The sequence below is a fragment of the Aliterella sp. E5.1 genome, from assembly GCF_057473825.1.
In genome coordinates, this window is the sequence record NZ_JBYCCV010000050.1 from 1 (window position 1) to 20,861 (window position 20,861).

At 43.5% G+C, this 20,861-nt stretch carries 14 protein-coding genes; all 14 read right to left on the minus strand.

The features are described 5' to 3' along the window. Positions 1-164: 164 nt before the first annotated feature. The 14 genes from AC2VE5_RS15635 to AC2VE5_RS15700 all read right to left on the minus strand — a co-directional run bounded on the left by AC2VE5_RS15635 (position 165) and on the right by AC2VE5_RS15700 (position 20,757). Entirely contained in the window at positions 165-2,012 is a 1,848-nt protein-coding gene (locus tag AC2VE5_RS15635; RefSeq protein WP_486888660.1) for a glycoside hydrolase family 55 protein, read from the minus strand. A 222-nt stretch (positions 2,013-2,234) separates the two neighbouring features. Further along, entirely contained in the window at positions 2,235-2,963 is a 729-nt protein-coding gene (locus tag AC2VE5_RS15640) for a PEP-CTERM sorting domain-containing protein (protein WP_486888662.1), read from the minus strand. A gap of 380 nt (positions 2,964-3,343) precedes the next feature. Beyond that, complete coding sequence (locus tag AC2VE5_RS15645; RefSeq protein ID WP_486888663.1) at positions 3,344-4,036, minus strand: HAD family hydrolase; 693 nt, start codon at positions 4,034-4,036, stop codon at positions 3,344-3,346. A 228-nt stretch (positions 4,037-4,264) separates the two neighbouring features. Continuing rightward, a complete protein-coding gene (locus tag AC2VE5_RS15650; RefSeq protein ID WP_486888664.1) occupies positions 4,265-6,088 on the minus strand; it encodes an IucA/IucC family protein in 1,824 nt (607 codons plus the stop codon). A gap of 2 nt (positions 6,089-6,090) precedes the next feature. Then, positions 6,091-7,302, minus strand: a complete 1,212-nt coding sequence (locus AC2VE5_RS15655) for an MFS transporter (RefSeq protein ID WP_486888665.1) — start codon at positions 7,300-7,302, stop codon at positions 6,091-6,093. Next, the gene (locus AC2VE5_RS15660) at positions 7,299-8,597 is read right to left on the minus strand and encodes a lysine N(6)-hydroxylase/L-ornithine N(5)-oxygenase family protein (RefSeq protein ID WP_486888666.1); all 1,299 of its coding nucleotides are present in this window, start codon (positions 8,595-8,597) and stop codon (positions 7,299-7,301) included. The genes AC2VE5_RS15655 and AC2VE5_RS15660 overlap by 4 nt, the downstream gene beginning before the upstream one ends. Then, the gene (locus AC2VE5_RS15665; RefSeq protein ID WP_486888667.1) at positions 8,597-9,169 is read right to left on the minus strand and encodes a GNAT family N-acetyltransferase; all 573 of its coding nucleotides are present in this window, start codon (positions 9,167-9,169) and stop codon (positions 8,597-8,599) included. Before AC2VE5_RS15665 ends, AC2VE5_RS15660 begins: the two co-directional genes overlap by 1 nt. Then, complete coding sequence (locus AC2VE5_RS15670; protein ID WP_486888668.1) at positions 9,159-11,024, minus strand: IucA/IucC family protein; 1,866 nt, start codon at positions 11,022-11,024, stop codon at positions 9,159-9,161. The genes AC2VE5_RS15665 and AC2VE5_RS15670 overlap by 11 nt, the downstream gene beginning before the upstream one ends. Continuing rightward, positions 11,021-12,523, minus strand: coding sequence for a pyridoxal phosphate-dependent decarboxylase family protein (locus tag AC2VE5_RS15675; protein ID WP_486888669.1), 1,503 nt, complete (start codon positions 12,521-12,523; stop codon positions 11,021-11,023). Before AC2VE5_RS15675 ends, AC2VE5_RS15670 begins: the two co-directional genes overlap by 4 nt. Further along, the gene (locus AC2VE5_RS15680; protein WP_486888670.1) at positions 12,523-14,022 is read right to left on the minus strand and encodes a diaminobutyrate--2-oxoglutarate transaminase; all 1,500 of its coding nucleotides are present in this window, start codon (positions 14,020-14,022) and stop codon (positions 12,523-12,525) included. The genes AC2VE5_RS15675 and AC2VE5_RS15680 overlap by 1 nt, the downstream gene beginning before the upstream one ends. 278 nt (positions 14,023-14,300) lie before the next feature. Then, positions 14,301-16,298, minus strand: coding sequence for an iron ABC transporter permease (locus tag AC2VE5_RS15685; RefSeq protein ID WP_486888671.1), 1,998 nt, complete (start codon positions 16,296-16,298; stop codon positions 14,301-14,303). A gap of 57 nt (positions 16,299-16,355) precedes the next feature. Then, complete coding sequence (locus AC2VE5_RS15690) at positions 16,356-17,297, minus strand: ABC transporter substrate-binding protein (RefSeq protein WP_486888672.1); 942 nt, start codon at positions 17,295-17,297, stop codon at positions 16,356-16,358. Further along, positions 17,290-18,084, minus strand: coding sequence for an ABC transporter ATP-binding protein (locus AC2VE5_RS15695; RefSeq protein ID WP_486888673.1), 795 nt, complete (start codon positions 18,082-18,084; stop codon positions 17,290-17,292). The genes AC2VE5_RS15690 and AC2VE5_RS15695 overlap by 8 nt, the downstream gene beginning before the upstream one ends. A gap of 90 nt (positions 18,085-18,174) precedes the next feature. Next, the gene (locus AC2VE5_RS15700; protein ID WP_486888674.1) at positions 18,175-20,757 is read right to left on the minus strand and encodes a TonB-dependent receptor domain-containing protein; all 2,583 of its coding nucleotides are present in this window, start codon (positions 20,755-20,757) and stop codon (positions 18,175-18,177) included. Positions 20,758-20,861 lie beyond the last annotated feature (104 nt).

Here is a 20,861-nt window from a genome sequence, read left to right on the forward strand (position 1 = left end):
TCTCCTTGAGGGCTTGCTGTAGATGAACGACTTGTTCCGACCTTAAAAAATTCTTGGCTGCTGGTGGCATAGTTACTTTGAATCAGCTTTACCTTTTTATTATGCAACTTTGATGCCGATTAGCTTATGGCGACAAAACCAGTTTTAGAACCTGTTGCCATTACCTATTTTTGATACCCGACAAACAAAGGCATTCTACCAGGCATATCTTTAGATAAAAATTGGCGCTTAGTTCCATTACGGGTTTCTTCAACTTGGATATCATAATTTTTATTAGCACCATAGGCGCTCACAGAATAAATCAATGATTGGCTAGATTCATTGTTGATAAATGCTGCTTGCTTTTTCTCCTCTTGGGTGAAATCTTGGACCGGGTAAATCAGCGTCCCTAGCAACTCAGTCTCTCCACCCGCACTGGTGCTAATTACTGTGCCTTTGCCCTCGGTCTTCAAACCCAAAATCCATAGCTTTCCACCTTTATTGTCAATTTTGGTACGCGCCGCATCAAGGCTTTCTATGTTCAATTGCCGCGCCCAAACACTATGGGGATAATTTAAGTTTAATTGCCGCAGTCCGACATCTTCTAAAAATAACTTTCCGGCTCCGGGGAAATCGCTATATTGATAACTGCCGTTCTTGATAACTAAGGGGCGTGAGGAAGCGTGTTCAACCGATATACCACGACCGAATTGCTCAATAATTAATGGCTGGTCACTATTGCCCTCAACGCGAAATACAATTCCTCCACCATTGACGATTGACGAAAAACCAATAATCCGTTTTACCGTAGGTGGAACCTTAAATACTTTTTGCTCGTAAGAAAAATAGATGCTATGGGGAAAGTAGATCGTTGATGAACCTGAATTTAATAGTGACTGTAAAAGTCCCGTATCGCCGTACCATCTCGGCACAAATTTACGCCAATTAGCGAGATTGCGATCGTCAAAGCTAGGTGTTTCCTCCACGGGTAAATTTAGCGATCGCGCTGGACTATCAAACAAACTGTAAATTTTGTCAGAAACATATTCAGCCTGCGCTGTGCCTGGCACAACTATACCCTTGTTTAGAATCGCTGATTGGTAGCCTTGAGTAACCACATCTTTAGCGTACAAATAGCCATTGTTTTCGATGGCGCTGGTAGGGGATAAGCCACCTTGGAAATTACCGCCATGCAAAATTACCGACCCCCAAGAAACTTGGTTTTGGATTGCTGGCACTTTGTTATTACTATTTAGCTGACGGATTGCTAAAGTATTACCCTCATTGCGGATGCCAGCAACCTGCTGATTTGTCAAAGTAAGGTTTTCAAAGGTTGGTCCGTATTCAGATTGTTTTGTATAAACACCATACTCAAACCCATCGACCTGTAAATTCTTAATTAAGCAAGGACCTGGCCATTGGCGCGACATATCTAAACCAATTTTACCTGCTCCATCACCCGCTATAATGCTTACATCTCGGATCGAACCAATGTTGTTGGCAATATAATCAATGCCTTTGGTTCCTGGATTGTTCTTACCTGTATTTACGCTTAGATCGGAGATATTTTGACGAAATGACCTATTACCACCTGGGGTTTTGATTACCGCTTTAGGCACGTTGTGATCGCCAAATCCCACAGCGCTATCCTTGAGTTTGATAATACTTATGCCTTGACCTTGACCTTGCAAACTTAGGCAGCAACCTCTCCACTCTAGGCTATCTTTTACTAGGTATGTTCCTGCTGGAAAATAAATAGTCTTTGGTTTTCCGTTGTAATCACTATTACTCGTTCGTCCATCTGCCAACGCACTTTGAATTGCTCCGGTGTCATCGGTAAAGCCATCACCTTTTGCACCATAGTCTGTTCTAACGTTACGCATATTGAAGTCTGTAGGGAAGACTTTTTGTGCAGAAAATTGGGTTTGTTGTGCCAGACTTGTAATAGAAGATCCTGAGATTATGCCAAAGGCTACTAATAATGATAAGCTTGAAGTTAGTAGTGTTTTCTGTAGTTTTCTCGCTCGTCCCATGGTTGTATAAAGAAATTTAGGGTTTTTTAAGCTTTTCAATTAAGAGTTGGAAACCCAATTTGATATTTTTAAGTTTCAAAATTTCTTTACTTTCAAGCCCCAACCACAGTACCTACCTGTTGATTACCTACGCTAGGGTAATTGTACTGAATATTTAATATGCTACAAAAAGCTTAAGTAGATATACTAAAGACCTAGAAAAATTGATTAATCACACAGCAGTTATCTAACTAAGCTTTTATTTGAGTTGAAACTCTTATCCCCGGCTTTCTGTTGCCGCTTGCGCTTCAGCGCGGAACCAGCGCCCAAAGCACCTAATGCAAGTATACCCAGAACAGAAGTGGGTTCAGGGACAGGTTCAAACTGAGCGTTGAACACGATATCCTCATTAAATGTTGTGTTCCCACTGAAGGATTGAAGCAACGGGTTAGATGGGTCGGCATAAAATGCTCGTAGTTCAGTGCCATCATAGCCACTACCACTATCATCTGAACCATATTCTCCGAAGACATTAGTGTAGGCAAAATAAGTAGCGTTGACATCGGACAAAAGAAGTCCCTGACCGAAATCCCAAGCACTATTAGCTACAGAAAAAGACCTGCCTAACAAGCCTTCTGAACCTCCCACTATTAGCGTTGATAAGTCCGCAGGAGTACCTGTATATTCTTGGCTAAATACGAATAGACCTCCGCTATTGACTGGATTGATGAATCCGATTTCAAATTCAGTCAAGAATACGCTGCCTGAAGTCGGGGGTGTACCAACTCCAGCATTCCCAATTACTGAACCCGAAAAACTCTGCCCAGGAACATCGGTAAAGGTTGTGCTGCTATTGCTGTTTCCTATAGAAACACTAGCCGCCTCTGCCTCAACAGAAATAGTGATGATACTAATCACCAGAGTAATCAGTGCTACCGCCTCTGGTTGGAATCCGAACGGTGCTAATTTCATCAGTTTTGTTACTCCTGTAAGCTCCAAAAGTAATCGCCTTCTGGTTTTGGGTAGTCTCAAGTTATGAGTTTGGTGCTATGCAGAAGTTGATGTATATTTTATCCCTATCTGGAGCATTGCTTTGAATAATAGCTAAATTTTGTGCAAAAGAAAAGCACTAAGTATATTTTCCTCACCAGGTTCTGCCCCCAAAACAGCCGAGGATGTTAGGTCACGACAAGGGGATCAAAAATAGTAATAAGAAACTCTCTAACCCACTTTTGCTATGTATATAAATAGTCTTTTTGATATGTATATACATAGTCAATCATCTATTGATAACTAAAACGCGCACATAGCAAGACTTTCAGGTTTTTTTCGGTTTGCTGTTCCACTGAAATCTACTGACCTGCTTGAGCTACTTGATGCTGTCCAAGTGGCGATTGCTCGTAATGTTCTAGCAAGTCTGCTGGGTCGTCGTAAATTGCCAGTGCATCGGCAAGTTGCGTATCATCAAAGTCGCCACAGCGAAACGCAATTACGCCCACACCTGCAATAGAAGCGGCTTGAATATCATAAGGCGTATCCCCTAACATCAGCGCTTGCTGCGGTTGCAGTTGTCCCTTGCTTAAGGCTGCTTGCACTAAATCTGGCTCAGGCTTGGAGGCTTCTGCATCATCGGAGGTTGTGGTTGGCTCTTGAGCTAACAAATCCTCCACCTTAGCTGCTTTTAGTAAGCTTGACAATTCTTGACTGGTCGCTGAACTAGCAACTACTAACTTGAAGCCATCTTGCTTGAGTCGTTGCACCAATTCTCGTGAACCTGGAGCAGGTTCTAGATGTGGGCTAAACTTCTTAATGATTAACTCTTTGCGTCGGTCGGCAACTTGTTTGCCAACTCCCTCTTTGCCTGAAAGTTCCGGCACTATTCGCGGAATAACTTGATCCCCTCCCATCCCAATCAAGGGACGAACATCCTCAAATTTTACTTCGTATCCATAATCTGCAAAAGCTTCTACCCAAGCTTGGGCATGAGCATCATTACTCAACACTAAAGTACCGTCGATATCTAACAGCACGCCTTGAAGCGCCATATTTAACCTCAGCCGTTTTTTTAATCTTGCTTGACTAACTTTTCTCAAGTAAACAAAGTTTAGAAGCGATTACATCCACCTTCAGAAGCAAGGTTAAATTGAATCAATCGCTACTACAGCCCTGCACCACAATAGGACACAGTTGTAGTCAGTTTGATCTAGATAGTCTCAAAACAAACCTATCTCGCCAAGAACCACAGCGAAATAGGCGCTATCATAATTCTGATATTAATTACATTTTAGTTGCCCTACGGATGCCTCTATTTCATACAACGCATTAGTTACTTTACCAAAGGCAGCCGCGTGGGGGCGATCGCCATCATCAGCATAGCCGTAAGTTAGCAAGCGATTCCGATTTAGGCAGAGTTTTGTAAACTGCGGTGCTAGTAGGTTAAATAGTTCAAATCGTGCTTGCAGTTCTGGAAAGCGGTTTTGGTAATTTAAAATGCGATCGCGTACTTGCTGCCAAAAAGTGCGTTCTGGATAATTGTGGTGGGCTGCTAATAAATCGGATAAGTAACGATGGTGGCAAATAAATAAACCAGCAAAAATGAACTGACACAAACCTTCTGGAGGTTCAGTTAGCATCACTGCTTTTAATTCTTGGGGTAAAGTTTCTAGTTCTGGTAGAGGGTGGCGACTGATATTGACATCATCTACAAAGTCTTTCATTGCTAGACGGTGAGGAACAAAATTCTTGAGTACCAAAATCGTGTTTTCACCATGAGGAGAGAACACTACACCATAGCGGTAGAGGTAGTGTAATAGGGGTGGCAAAATGGCATTGAATAAGCATTCTAGCCAAGCCTCTAAGCTAAGTCCCGATCGCGCTACTAATTGCGAAACAAATGGTTGCCCGTTGCTATCTATATGGAGTAAGGCGGCTAAAGTTATCGGGCGTTCATCAACTTGGGTATAAGCAAGAACGCTCTCGCGCCAAAGACAACCCAGCATTTCTTTGTATTGATAAGGTGCGCCGGATAGTTGGTTGTAGTAGGAATGATTGTAGTTGACGCTGGCTACTTCCCCTGGCAGAATTAGACGGCATTCATCTTTGAGAAACGAATCGCGATCGCAAATAGACTTCACCCACTCTGTAACCTTGGGAGCAATTACGGTGCGATCGCTTGGTAAACCACGATAGACAAGGGTATTGAGGATACTTAGAGGTAATTTGACATGGCGTTTCTGCTGGTGGCTAATATTTGCAAAGGTGCGAATTGATTGTTGGGGTAAATAGCGATCGCGGCTGTAACCAAGAGGAACAATTGCTTTTATCGCTAAATCTTCTGCAAACAACGGAATAATCATGTTTTTCCATTGCCACTCATGGACTGGCAGAAAGTAATAGTTGAGAGGTTCTAAGTTTTGCGATCTTAATATTGTCTCAAATTCCGCAAGAGTGTCTTCTCCTAACTCCTCTTTCATTAGTGTTGGGTAATCGAGATTGGCAACAGCATTGAATTGAGCGCGATCGCTTCTTGCGGCAATCCAAAATAGCGCGATCGCCTGTTTGCGTTCTGGCGCATGAGCTAAATAGTCATCATAGCCAAAACCAATCCGCCCTTTATTGAAAGTAATCCAAGGGTGTCCTTCCATCTCTCCTTCTAAGTGGGGATAGTCCATCTCTAGTAAATCTGGATGCTGTTTTTCTTTTGCTACCCTAATATGGGCATCGGCAAGGAGAGTGTTACTCAGTTCTTTCAATAGATGAGCGGTAGTTTCCGAAGTCATTCCCACTGCTATATATACATCTAAAACAAATTTGAGAGGGTTGGATGCTGGCAACCATTCACTCCCTTCCCAGCGTTGGATTGATTCTGGAATCACCCGATAACTATCAAATAAGCGCTGTTTAGCTTCAAAACTATAGATAATACCTTCAGGCAGCGAGAGACGGTAAAGATTGTATTCTCCCTTGGTTTCAACGGTTTCCGGTTGAATAATCTCCTCATACATAAACTCTGAGAGCATTTTAGCTAATAGATCGCTACCCACAGACTGCCAATTTTGCGGTTGTAATGCTTGAGTAAGAATTTGTAACTGATTCATGGTTATAACTCCTCTTTAGAAACAGGTAATGGTTGAAGGTGTAAAGACAGCTTGCGGAAAACTGTGAATCGAGCAAAAAGTAAGTTGATACAGCAAATTGTGGCGGCGGCTAAAAATGGGGCAGCTAAACTGTAGGTATTAACCAGCGATGAAGCCATTAGCGGCGCGCCCAGATGTCCGAGATTGGCAAACGAAGTTGCCAGGCTGTAGTTGAAATGGAGACTTTTAGCAGTGCTACTGCCAAATAATTGCAGTTCTAAAGCAGCTTGAGTCACAGCTAGACAAAATCCGTAAACTCCCCTGGCTAAAACTAGAACCGATAAGTGTTGCGTCCAGCCTTGGAGATACAAGCTTCCAGCTAGGAGACACAACCCAACCAAATAGATAGATTTTAATCGTTGAGGATGACAGGATTTACGAATATAGGGCAAAGCCGCGATCGCCATGATGCTAGGAATCACGAATAAAAAACTACTTTCTAGCAGGTTGACTCTAAAAGGTGCTGATGCTGTGATATAGGCTGTGAAATAGGGACGTACCAAATTGTTGGCTAACTGAAAGGTGAGAATTACGATGCCAATTGCCACTATAAAACCTGTCTGATTGCCTCTTATTGAAGGCTGGCTTTCTGTGGCAACATCTAGGCGTTGTGTGGAGACTCCCCGCAAGATATAAAGGCAGATCCCAAGTTGCAACACATCGGCGGCGGCGATCGGGTAAAACAAGAATAAAGGGGCATCAAGATTCACCATCCAAGCACCAGCGATCGTTGCTGTGATAATTGCGCCGTGAAATACTGCTTGATAAGTTCCGGCTACAGTGGTTCTTTGCTGCTCTCCTGCCAGTTGAATAATCAAGGGATACACGAGTAAATAGCTACTTTTGCACAGCAGCAACAAAACGGTGTAAATCAAAAATTGATTAGCAGTAGTAGATGTCGCCATCAAGGCTGTCATAACTGCTGTTCCCACTTGTCCGATATACAGCAGATGCTTGACTTCAAACTGACGAGCTAAAATGCCCCAAAATGGAGCGCATAGAACTACCGTCAATCGACAAACAAAAATGTAGTATCCGGTATAAGAAAGATTCTCAATCCCAAATACCTTGCGAAAAAACTGGGGATAGAATGGTGAAAGTAATACCTCGTTGAATACAGCTAAAAATACGCACAAAAATAGGGCGCCGGAAACTAATTGCAGCCGATGTTTCATACCGCAACACCAAACTGTTGAAAGACATTGCGACTATTAACTGGATAGACAGTTTTTCCGGCGATCGCATTGATAATTACTGAGTTTCGATGAGCGCCTAATCCTAAATCTGGTGCGCCAACGCCGTGAGTATGTAACTCGCCGTTTTGGACAAAAATTTGGTTGGGAATTTCCTGAGTAAGTTCTAAGCGATAGTCAAGATTGACAACATAACGTCCTTGATGCCATTGAATTAGCGGGTGAATATCAGCAAGGCAATTAGGAATCTCGTGGTGATATCCAGTCGCGAGGATAATGCAGTCGGTTTCATGGGCAAATCGCCGATCTTGTTGCAAATGCCGATATTCTAAACGATAAATATTGCCTATTATCTCAACTTCTTTTACTTCCACGGAAGACAGTAAACGTACATTTGGAGAACTATCGGCAACAGAACGCTCGTAAAGCAGGTTATAGATATCTGCAATAGTGTCAAAACTAATGCCTTTGTAAAGTAAGTTTTGCGCTGATAATACTCGATCTCGCCGTTCGGGGGAAAGTTGATGGAAATAATGGATGTAATCAGGGGAAAAATGCTCTAAACCCAGCTTTGAATACTCCATTGGCAAAAAGCCTTGAGAACGAGTGTGCCATTCTAGGCGATAGCCATAGGTTTCTTGTTCTTGCAACAATTCATAAAAAACTTCTGCCGCACTTTGACCCGATCCAATAACTGTAATTGATTTGGATTGACGAGTGCGATCGCGTCGGTGCAAAAATTCTGCCGAGTGGAACACATTTTCTGATAGTACATCTTGCAAGCAAGCAGGTACGCGCGGAACGCTGCCAACTCCTAAAACTAAATTTCGACAGCGATAAGTAGATATAGTTCCTGACGTAATATCCCGTGTTTGGACTTCAAAACAATGAGAATTTTCTTGCTGGGAAATTGTTTCTACTCTTTGACCAAAATGGCAACTTGGCAGTTGTTGTGCCACCCACTGACAATAATGGTTGTACTCCCGGCGGGGAATATGAAACTGTTCCCAAAAATAAAAGTGATAAAGTCGAGATTGTGCCTGTAAGTAGCTGAGGAAACTAAATCGGCTACTGGGATCAGCCATTGTTACCAAATCAGCTAGAAACGGAACTTGAATTGTTGTTCCCTCGATTAGCAAGCCTGGATGCCAGTGAAATTGAGGTTTCTGTTCTAAAAACAGGGCGTTAATTTCTGTTACTGGTTCTAACAGTGCAGCCAAACCTAAATTAAATGGTCCAATACCAACACCGATAATGTCATAAACACAATCAGACATTATTTCCACCTCTTTAGAAAATTTTGGCGATCGCAAAACATCAATGCTGCCCTTTTTTCGGGTAAGTCAATCTCTTTTTGCAATTCAAAGCCGCAGCGTTTAAATACGTGAATCATCTTGGAGTTACGGCTATCTGGTTCGGTGACAATCTTTGCTGTTTCTGGATGTTGAAACTGAAAAAATGTCATAGCACGTAACAGTGGCAAGGCGTAACCTTTGCCGAGAAACTCTGGAGAACCAATTAATAAATGGATTCCCCGATCGGCAAGATGAGCGGGATAATAGCGGGAAATGATATCATCCGTCGCCCAGTAAGATTCCCAGTAACTCATCGGCACATCATCTAGTAAACCGATATAAAGAGTTTGATGGCGATCGGCGAGTGCAGTTTGTAAGTGTTGCCCCATCCGTTGCATATCGTATGCTAAATTCCAAAAAGGAATCACATGGGGTTGATTCATCCAGTTGTGAATCAGTGGTAAATCTTCTAAAACAACTGGACGAAAAGCGATCGCTTTATTAATCTTTGCGTCCCAGGTCTGATAAGAGTATGCCAATGTACTAAGGGACATAGACACCTCCATCAATCAAGGGGTTGTCAATTGCAACATACACAGACTGTGTAGATACCGATCCTACCAATTCATCCATATCGTGAAAGCGGGTGAGAAGATTGGCTTTACAACGTAAATGCGGTTGACATAGGAGATTTTGCAACAAGGTAGAACAACCTTGAATTAAGGCTGGTTGAGTTGCTAAGGCTGTTCGCAGTTCGGCTAAAAGTAGTTGTTCATTTACCAACCCTGCTACACCAAAGGCGTTAATTAATCCAAACAAATTATTAATGAATAGGTAATAACCTATTCGTTCGTCAATCACCGCATCATCGCAAACTGTTTGGCTTTTTTGACTAATTCCAGGTAGAAGGGCATCTAATCGTTGATAAAAAGAGCGCCGATAATAATATCCCTGATTGTCGCGGTAAAAGAAGCGATCGGGATAGCCAGCTTGCAACTGCAATACACTGTTTTGCTGATGGGCTTCGATGGCAATACCGTAGGTAAAGTAAAGCCACAAAATCGGTTCTAGAGAAATCTTGAGATAGCGGCGAAACCAGTCAAGGCTAACTTCACCTGTAGAACGGCTTTCTTGTTGTGCCAGTTGGCAAATAATTTGAGATAAACGCGAACCATCGCTAGAAATAGCATCTTGACACAGGGCAATCAAACAAGTTGCATCAGTATTCGGATTTGCTAGAAACGGATTTTCTCGCAAAATTGTTGCAAAGCCTTCTACAGGTTCGCCGTCTATTTTTAGAGTGATAAAGGCGGGGTCGCGAATAATGTTGAAATTAGGAAAGCGATCGCCTAAATCTTTGCCAATTTCACCAGCAAGCAGTTGATAAACTTCTACACTCCGTTCCATTTCTTTGTACAAGTTGGTGCGCATAGAGTTTGTAATCTTCACGTTCAAAGACAGCTTCAGCATGAACTTTGCATCTGGGTGATAAACTGTGCGAATTGAAGAAGTAGGCAAATAAGATCGACCTTGTAACCCCAAGTCTTGCAGCAATCCTTGATTCAATAACTGCTGCACTGCTGGCTGATACTGCATAAAATTTGCTTGCCAAGGATGTACTGGCAGCAGTGCATAATCATCTTCACCGCAGTAATTTGTCTTAAAGTCAGTTTCTATTGCTGGATCTGATAATAGTTCTTGCTTAATTAAGGCGATCGCTGTCTGCGGCAGCGCTGAACCCTCTTGTACAATCGAGTGATGGGCGCGAAAGTAGTGCAGGGGAAAACTACCCTGCAATTCTGGTGAATAAGCGAACAATTCTTGCTCGGAAAACCCCTGGCGGCTTTTTGGTGTAGGGTGTAGATGATGCCCAAATACTAAGGCTTGTTCGGTAGCAATAAAGGAACTATTAAACTTATAAAGTTCCTTATCTTGTCGTCGCTGCCGTACAAACTGTTCAATATTGCTACAGCTTTGAATTACCCGCAGCAGCAATTCATCTTGATGGCTGTTGCTACCACTAACTAAAGCCAATTCTTTAGTAATCAACGCAACTAACGTAACGTAATCTAGTTCTAAGACACGGCTACCTGCTAGTTGATAATAAACTGGGAAGGAAAACAAATGCCGTCCGGTGGGCGACCAGTAGCGCAAACCAATCCACAACTGTACGCCTTGATGAGTCAATGTACAGCAAATTAAAGATGTTGTGCCAGTACGAGCGAATATGTCAGTTATGACTGCCTCTGGCTGATCATCTTTGACACACAGTGGTTGCACGATTATTTTATTTATTTCCCCAATACCCATCTCCCGCAGGTAGCAATTGAGAAAGCTTTGGATTGTTGCTTGTTCGGCAATTTGCTTATCTGTGTAATTTACCACCGCTTGTATTGTTTGTTTTGTCATTGTGTTGTCTCCAATTTTTTACCCAACTGCTTGACAGCACTCAAAATAGCCGTGATGTCTGCTAGTTTTGTGGAGGGGTTAAGTAAGGTGAATTTTAGATAGGTAAGCTTGCCAATTTTGGTTTGCGCTAAAACAGCTTCCCCGGTTTGCAACAAAATCTCTCGAATTTGGCTATTGATGTGATTTACCCAGGCTTCAGAAGGAGTTTGTGCCGGACAGTAACGAAATACCACAGCGTTGATTGTGGGATAAGTTGCCAATTCCAACATTGGCTCGGCAGCAATTAAACTTGCTGTTGCTTGCGCTAATTCGATTGTGGTATCGATCGCATTTCCTAGCTGTTTCCTGCCTAATGCTTGCAAGGAGACAAAAAGTTTTAGGGCATCAAATCGCCTTGTAGTTTGCACAGATTTTGTAACTAAGTCAGGGACTCCTGCTTCTACATTGGTTTCTGGGTTGAGATAGTCGGCGTGCAGGGCGATCGCATCAAAGTGAGAGCGATCTTTAAGCAGAAAAGCACCGCAGCTAATCGGCTGATAAAAGAGTTTGTGGAAGTCTACAGTAATAGAATCCGCAGCTTCGATACCGATAAGTTTATGACGATGGCGATCGCTCACGATTAAAGCGCCTCCATATGCTGCATCAACGTGCAGCCATAGCCCATACTCTTTGGCACAAGCCGCCAACTCTGGCAACGGATCGATGCTGCCAAAGTCTGTAGTGCCAACGGTTGCCACTAACGCAATGGGAATAAGTTGTTCCTCCTTTAGCTGTGCTAGTTGCCTTTCAACCGCCGCCGGACACAAGCGATAATTTGCATCGGTTTCCACCATTACTACTGCCTGTTCGCCCAACCCCAACAAGGCAGCAGATTGGCGGATAGTGAAATGAGACACTGTTGAACAGAGAATGCGAAACCGATTAGATTCGGGCGGTAATCCTTGTTGTTTTACCTGCCAATTGAGTTGCTTACAGGCAAAAGTATCTCGTGCTAGTAAAAGCCCCATAAAGTTAGATTGTGTGCCGCCACTGGTAAAAATGCCATCTGCCGCCGTATCGTAACCAAATAAGTTGCATAGCCAATTTACTACCTGCTGTTCTAGTATGGTTGCGGCGGGGCTTTGATCCCAAGAGTCCATTGATTGATTGCTGGCACTAATTAAAACCTCGGCTGCCAAAGCTGGTATCAGTGGCGGACAGTGCAAATGAGCAAGGCATTTAGGATGCGAAATAACTATAGAGTTATTGAGAATAACTTCACCAATATTTTTGAGAACTTTTCTCAAACTTTGCCCAGTTTCCATACAAATTTGGCTGCCAGAAATCGCGGCTACTAATTGTTTTGGAGTTGCGCCACTATAAGGTTGGGTTTGAGTCGCGAAGTATTCGATTAGGACTTCTTGGGCTGTCGCGATCGCTTCTTGGTAAGCTGCTAAACTAGCCGTTGAATTAGTCAAAAAGTGTTCGACTTGCAGAGAGTTACTCGGTGTTTTTAGCATCAGCCTACCTCAGAAAGCATCGGCAACACCTGTTTTTCGGCTGCTTTGACTGAGTTAAAGAAAATTTCGCTAATGCTATCAATTTGCTCAATAGTAACGGTCAAGGGTGGTAAAAAGCGGATAACGCTACCAAACCTGCCCCCAATTTCGAGGATTAAACCTCGACGCAGACATTCAGATTGAATGCGACTTGCTAACAACGAATAGGCAGGATAACTACCACACCGATTGGGTTGTGCCTCCAAGTTAACAATCTCAACCCCAACCATCAATCCGCGCCCGCGAACATCACCTATGCAGCGAGATTCAGCTTGAATTTGACGCAGATGAGACATCAAGCGATCGCCCATTGCTGCGGCGCAATCTGCCAAGCGGTTCTCCTGGATGTAGCGCAACGTCGCAAGTCCTGTCGCCATCGCTAATTGATTTCCGCGAAAAGTGCCAGCATGAGCGCCAGGCAACCACTTATCTAAAGCGCGATCGTAAAGCACTACCGACAAAGGCAAGCTACCGCCAATTGCTTTAGATAACAGCAGCACATCGGGCATAATTCCAGAGTGTTCAAAAGCATACATTTTTCCGGTACGACCAAAACCTGTTTGAATTTCATCTACAATCAGGGGAATTTGGCGTTCGCGGGTAAGATGTCGAATTTGCCGCACCCAGTCATCGGCAGCCGGAATTACACCCCCCTCTCCCTGGACAATTTCTAGAATCATCCCGGCAGGAGGGACAATCCCGCTTTCGGGGTCGTCAAGAATTGATTCAATGTAGCGGCTACTTGTAAGCTGTCCTGCCTCACCACCAAGACCAAAAGGACAGCGATACTCATAGGGATAAGGTAAGAAGTGAACATCGGGCATTAGTCCTGCTACTTCTTGTTTGGGGTTCAAATTACCAGTCAAACTCAAAGCCCCGTTCGTCATCCCGTGATAGCCACCGTGGAATGATAGTAAACTGCGTCGCCCTGTCGCGGTTTTAACAAGTTTGATCGCCGCTTCAACGGCATCTGCCCCAGAGGGTCCGCAGAACTGAATCCGTGCTTTTTGAGCAAAGGCAGAGGGCAAACTAGCAAACAGTTCTTCCACAAAGGCATCCTTAACTGGGGTAGTCAAGTCGAGAGTGTGCAGAGGAAGATTTGCGTCCAAAACTGCGCGGATAGCATCAAGTACAACGGGGTGGTTGTGTCCCAAAGCTAACGTGCCAGCACCAGACAGACAGTCAAAATACAAATTGCCGTCTGCATCTTTGACATAAATACCTTTAGCTTCGCTAATCGCCATGCGAATACGACGGGGATAGCTTCTAGCATTCGATTCTCGCTCTTGCTGGCGTTCTAAATAGTGCTTTGATGTAGGTCCGGGTAAAGCAATCTCTCGCGTGCCGGGTAGGGGATGAAAGTTTTGAAAATCAGACTCGGCGATGTTTAATGAAGGAGATGCTAGGGGCAATCCCAAATCACGAGCATCAGAGTGTGAACCATTATTAGTTGGTTGCACTTTTAAGTACCTCTGGGTTTCCATCCATAGAATACAAATTGAGTAATATTTTGAGAATTATTTTCAACAAGCTCTCAATTACTTATGATAAAGAGTAAGCTTAATGCAAAAATTTGTCAACAGATATTTGAAAAATTAGATAAAAGGTAGGCAAAAACATTACTGATATGGCCGTAAAACTTGCCGACGACTTCCAGGCAGGAGCAAATTCAACGAATATTTTGATAAATTAATTGTTTAGCAATAGTTTTTTTGCAAGTTGTAGTGCTTCACACTGTCTACATCCTTGTTCTAGACCGCGCCGAAGCTAACAACCACAAGAAATAGGGAGTGCCAATTGTAGCGGTAACTAATCCAGAAGGAATTTCTCTTGGTGCAAGCGCGACACGACCGACAATATCTGCGACAGTAACTAAAATTGCGCCCAAAATTGCGGCAATTGGCACTAGCTGGCGGTGACGATGACCTACCAATAGGCGCGAAGCATGAGGAGCAATTAGACCGACAAAACTAATTGTACCGACAGTAGCAACCGCAGAGGCGGCAAGGGCAACCGCGATCGCCACGTTAATAGCGCGATCGCGTTGCAAGGGCATTCCCAAAGTCCGGGGTACATCTTCCCCCAACGCCATCAAATCTAACCAGCGACTAGAAACCCATGCCAGGGGCAACAATATTAAGGGGAAAGGAATTAAATACCATAAATCGTCCCATTGACGGGCGTAGGTGCTACCTGCAAGCCAAACCAAAGCTTGGGCAACTCTTAGCTTTGACATCACAACTAGCAAATTAATTCCCGCCGCACAAAAAGCAGAAACAGCAATTCCTACCAACGCCAAACGCCCTGGTGAAATTCCATTTTGCCAAGAGGCAAGATAAACCACAATTGCCGCCGCAAAAGCCCCAATAAAGGCAGCGATGGGAACAGCCGCCACAGGTGCGTTTGGCAGCAAAGCGAGAATTAACATTGCCCCTAATCCTGCACCAGATGTAATTCCGATTATTTCTGGCCCGGCTAAAGGATTTCGCACAACTCCTTGCAACAATAAGCCACTTACAGCTAAAGATGCCCCAGCAAAGACAGCTACAAGCAGGCGCGGTAGGCGGAGGTTGAATACTACTCGATGAGCAAAAGCACTACTGTCAAAAATTTGACTGAAGTTTAAAGAAACGCCACCAATAAATAAACCAACTCCTAGAGCGAGCGCAAGTAACAAAATACTGGCTAATAATAAAACTTGGTAGGGTAATAACCGTGATGGTTTTAGACTAAAAGTGCGATCGCTTGTAGTGGCGCTTTTTGCCGAACGCGCCAGCCAAATTAAAAATGGTGCGCCAATGAGGGCGGTAACGCTACCTGTGGGTAATTGGCTTAAGTTTGTAGTCACTTGTTGAGCGACAATATCCGCAGCAATGACAATAACTGCGCCCCAAAGCGCCGCCCCTGGTATAAGTAGGTAGTGTGGGCGGCATCCCATCAACCGGACTAGGTGAGGTGCAACTAAACCGACAAAACCGATTGGTCCGACTACACTTACGGCTACAGATGCGAGAAATACAGCGATTATTATAGTTAGTAAGCGAGTTAATTGGACTTTTTGACCAAGCGATCGCGCCACTTCATCGCCTAGTTGTAAAATATCCAATGATTTTGCCATTAATAACGCTCCAACTGCGCCCAGTAAAACTCGCGGTAAGGCGTAAATAGTTCCACTCCAATCTGTTTGAACTAAAGAACCTGCACCCCAGAGAAATAAGCCAGCAGTTTCGTTTTCATAAAATAACTGCAAAGCGGCGGTAAAAGAGGCTAAAGCCAAGGAAACAGCAACGCCAGCTAAGGTTAGGCGAATAGGAGTAATTGGGGCGCTTGACGCGATCGCATATACTAGCACTGCTGCTAACAATCCACCGGAAAAAGCTATGAGGATAGGTGAGAAAGCTAATAAGTTGGGGGCGAAGATGAGGGTAACAGTGACAGCTAAATATGCACCTGCATTGATGCCTAAAGTTGCGGGTGATGATAGGGGGTTGCGAGTTACTGTTTGGAGTAATACTCCGGCTATTCCTAGGGCTGCACCGACGAGAATACCAATGCTAGAACGAGGGAGGCGGATGTAACGGACGATATTGGAAGCAGCGTTGTTATTAGGGGCAAATATAGCGTTGAAGACGGTAGAAACATCTAGTTCTGCTTGTCCTTGGGTAATGTGGATGAGAAGAAGGATTAAAAGTAAGGTTATGCCACTGCTAAAGATAATTGCGTAGGGATGTTTCACAAGTTGAGGAGAGGTTTTTAATATAGACGGGCAGCTTACTGAAGAAAAACATAGAGATTAAGATTTTGTTGACTTTTTAGTTAAGGCTGTTACTACTTTTTTGACTAAAACTTGCGCTGATAAGGGTCCGCCAAACACCCAGGTATCTGCACCTAGTAAGTAAAGGCGGTTTTCTTGCACAAATTCTAGTCCTTTCCATACAGGGTTAGTTTGAATTTGCTGCCAGTGGGTGTTGTTGGCTTCGGTAATGTAGAGAAAGTTGGCTTGTTCTACCTTAGTCAGGGCTTCTACCCACACGGTATTGAAACCAAAGCGATCTAAGTCTCCTTGCCAGGCGTTTTTTAAGCCGATTTGTTCTAAGATTTGCACGGTGATCGCATTTGCCGTAAATAGGCGCAGTTGCGGAGAACTTTGGGGGGGAAATTGCCCTAAGATAAATGGGCGACCGATAAGTTGTAGCGCTCGCATTTGTTCAGTGGCAGTTTTAAAGGTTTCTCGCATCTGTTGCCATACTTTTTCGCCTACAGCGCGGCGGTTTACAGTATCAGCAATAGTAAAAAATGTTTGCTCCATTTCTGCTAGTTGCGATTGTTCGTTGGGTGCGGGGTAAGGGTCAAATAGCAATGTAGGAGCAATAGACGATAAGTTGTCGTAAATAGGTTCGTGCCGCAATTTTACGCCGATAATTAAGTCTGGTTGGAGTTGGGCGATTGTTTCTAAGTTTGGCTCTTGGCGCGTACCAATATCTACTACACTAGCTGCTAAAACTGGCTCAATATCTACAAATCGCTTGTAGCCGTCAATATCTGCTACGCCTATGGGCTGTATCCCCAGCGCTAATAAGTTTTCCACATATACCCATTCGAGGGCTACAATCCGAGTCGGAGTTTTGGTAATAGCCGTTGGCGATTCTACATCTGTAGCATTTCGCGTACAAGCAACAGCAAAAGCAGATATAACTGCTGTTGTTATAAAATTTCTTCTACTTAGTCTATTCATTGCGGCTGCCCATATTGCACGGCAAACAAGTTGGAGAACCACTAAAGGGATGGGCAACAATAGTCATTTCTACCCCAAAAACTTCTCGAATCGTGGCAGTTGTCATTACTTCCTCTGGAGTTCCGTTAGCGACTACTTTGCCTTGTGCCAGCATAATTAGGCGATCGCTATAGGCGGCGGCTTGGTTTAAGTCATGCAATACCCAGCCAACGGTAAGATGGCGATCGCGATTTAGTTTCCGTACTAGGGATAACACATCTAGTTGATGGCGGATATCCAAAAATGTGGTTGGTTCGTCTAACAGTAACACTTGGGTTTGCTGTGCTAGTGCCATTGCAATCCAAGCGCGTTGGCGTTCGCCTCCTGAGAGTGTATCAACAGATCTATCGGCTAAAGGTTCTAGATTAGTGATTTCTAGCGCCCAACGCATTGCGGTAATATCGCGATCGGATAGTCTTCCTAGTAAACTTTGGTAGGGATAGCGACCGTAACTAATCAATTCCCATACAGTGACGCTAGGTGGTATATCTGGTGATTGGGGCAACATAGCCAACTGACGCGCCAGTTCTTTGGTTGGCATTTTGGCGATATTGCGACCGTTTAAATAAATTGCACCTTTTGTTGGCTGCAACAATCTAGCTAGGCCGCGTAATATTGTACTTTTTCCCGATCCATTGGGTCCTAGTAAAGCAGTTACTTCGCCAAGAGGAAGTGCTAGCGACAGATCGGGAACAATTAGCGTGTCACTGTAAGCGATTTTAAGATTTTGAGCATTTATTGCTGTCAATGACTTTTCTCCTAAGTAATAAACTTTGTTATTCGCGATCGCATTTAAGTTAAAGGGTAATGTTTTGGTTTTACCCTTTAACTTTTTTATTTACCAAGTAAACGAATAACTAACGCTGAGGGTTGTACCTCTAGCCGCCGCATAACTACTATCAGTAGTTTGCAACTGAGAAACTACAGGGAAATACTGCTTATTCAATAAATTCTCTACGCTGACTTGCAGGGTTCCCGGTCCCAAATTAATGCGGCTAATATAATCAAGGGTAAAGTAACTTTCTACTTCATTTAAGCCAAACCCAGTACCTACAGGATCGCGACTACCGGAATACAAAAGCTGCAAGCGATTGCGCCAACTTGGTAAAGTTTGATTTTCTACATAAGCCGTTACTTTCAAGGGCGAAATACTAAAAGTATTTAACGGCGCATCGTAATCGCCGTCATCATCGCTATCGCGATCGCCTCCGACTAAACTTAGGGTTGTTCCCAATTGCCAAGTTTCACTTGCTTGTACGTCAAAAGTAGCTTCTAAGCCATAAACTTGTTGAGGAGAACGAAGAATTGTTCCTGGTGCTGTAAAAGTTGTGCCTAAATCTGATTGGTTGTAAAAACCAACTAAAGAAGCTTCTACTACATCCCAGTTACCGCGCACGCCAATTTCATAGTGATCTACTTTTTGGGCTTCCGGGCGTAAAGATTCTACAGAAAAGCCCGCCGGGGCATTGCGTAAAGCTAAACCCACATCGGCAACAGAAAAACCTTGAGCAAAATTAGCAAATAAATTTACTTGTTCTGTCACATTATAGATAGCGCCCAAATTAAACAGCGTTGCATTGTAATCAAGATCGCCACCGCCAATAGAGTTTCCCCTAATTGTTGTAAAATCATCAGCACTTACGCCTACTCGTTCGTGACGTAAGCCACCATTAAGAACTATGCGATCACTTGCATCCCAACGCAATTGCGCGAACAAACCCAAGTTATTTTGGCTAAAAGCTGGTGTCCAAGAACGTTCGTCTATTTCGCGGAAAACTAAGCCGTTACTGTTATTGAAAAGTACAGGATCGAAAACAGCTACAGGTTGAGAACTATTTTCGCGCGATAAATCTACTCCCCACAACAAACTCAGCGTTTCTGGACTAGATAAAGGCGTGTCGATTTCTAAACGACTGCCAATTTTTTCTGATTCCAACTCAGATTGAAAAATAATATTACCTAAACTCGCCGTATTTTGAGCGTCAAAAGGAAAAAATCTCGTAAAGTAATTGCGGTAATAGGCTTGAGTGCGAACTCGACTACCAAATAAATCTTCGTTGTTATATTCCAAGTTAATAAGTGTATTCCTTGTCCCTTGGCTGTCTTCCAAATCTAACCCTTCTAAAGCCCTGGCTTTTTGTCTACCTGGAAGCCGATTGACAATAGGGTCAGTAGTAAAGTCAGTATTTTGGCGATCATTAAAGTGATTCAAAGTCAGTTGCAGGCGCTGATTGTCGTCAATATTTACACCTACTTTGCCTAATATATTAAAAGTATCAGTATCAGATAAACCACCTTGTGCATTGGGATCGGGCGGAATGCGATCGCCATCAGCATCAAAAAATCCCCCAATGCCTGTAAATGCTGCGGAAATTGTATAGTCAAGGTTATTTTCTGTCCCAGAAACCGACTGACGGAGATTATAACCAAGACTATCTTCCAGGTGGCTTAACGAAGCATTTAACCCAACTTCTGTAGTTGAAGTCAGCTTTTCTTCGCTGGCGGTTCTAGTAATAATATTAACTACGCCACCAGTCGCACCATCACCATAAATTGCCGTAGGACCTCTTAACACTTCAATCCGTTCTACGGCAGAAGGATCGATAGTGCTAAAATCGCGGAAAACGTTTCTACTTGTAGACTGAGGAACGCCATCAATTAGTACCAAAACGTTGCGCCCGCGTAACGATTGCCCAAAGCTACTGTTACTTTGCGTTGGAGGTGCTAAACCAGGAACTAACTTGCCGAGAATATTGCCTAAATCTCGCGTCGATTGTGCTTGTTCTTCGATTTGTTCGCGGTCAATTACCGTTATGCTGCGCGGTACATCTGTAAGTTCTTCTTGGGTTCGCGTAACACGAACAATAATCCTTTCTTGACTTAGCTCATTGGTAGTATCATCTTGAGCGTTGCGATTTGGATTTTGGGTGGTTGCAGGTGGTGTAGTTGGTGGTGTTGTAGGAGGATTTACTGGAGGTGCTGCATTTGGTTGCGCTGGCTTAACCGCCGTAGAAGCAGGCGGTGTCAAACTAAAAACCACTCTTTGGTTATTTTGAACTAATTTTGCTGTCGGAACGCCAGCTTTACCTTCTATCCTGATTCGGACAGTATTAGCATCCAACGCAGTAACAGTAATAGCAGTAATTTCACTTGTAGGATTATCTTGGCGAAAAGTATTAGTCTTTCCTGGTAACTTCAACTGCGTATTAATGATATCAGCAACAAAAGTATTGCCATAACGAGAAGCAAAAACCTGAGATGGAGTCTCATCAGAAGTATCTAAAATGACTTCAAGCCCATTTTCAGTAGGATTAAGCCGTACCCCTGTTACTTGCCCAACATTAGCTTGCACTGGTTGATGAGCTATCAAACTAACAGCACCAGCAAAGCAAACATAACTAACGAATTGCCGCAAACTCACAATATTTTCTCCAAAACAAACTTACACCTCAAAAAAGCCTCAGATGCAAACTCTCTGCGTCTGGGCGATTCATTTTATTTACAACAAAGTATTTTTTAATGCTT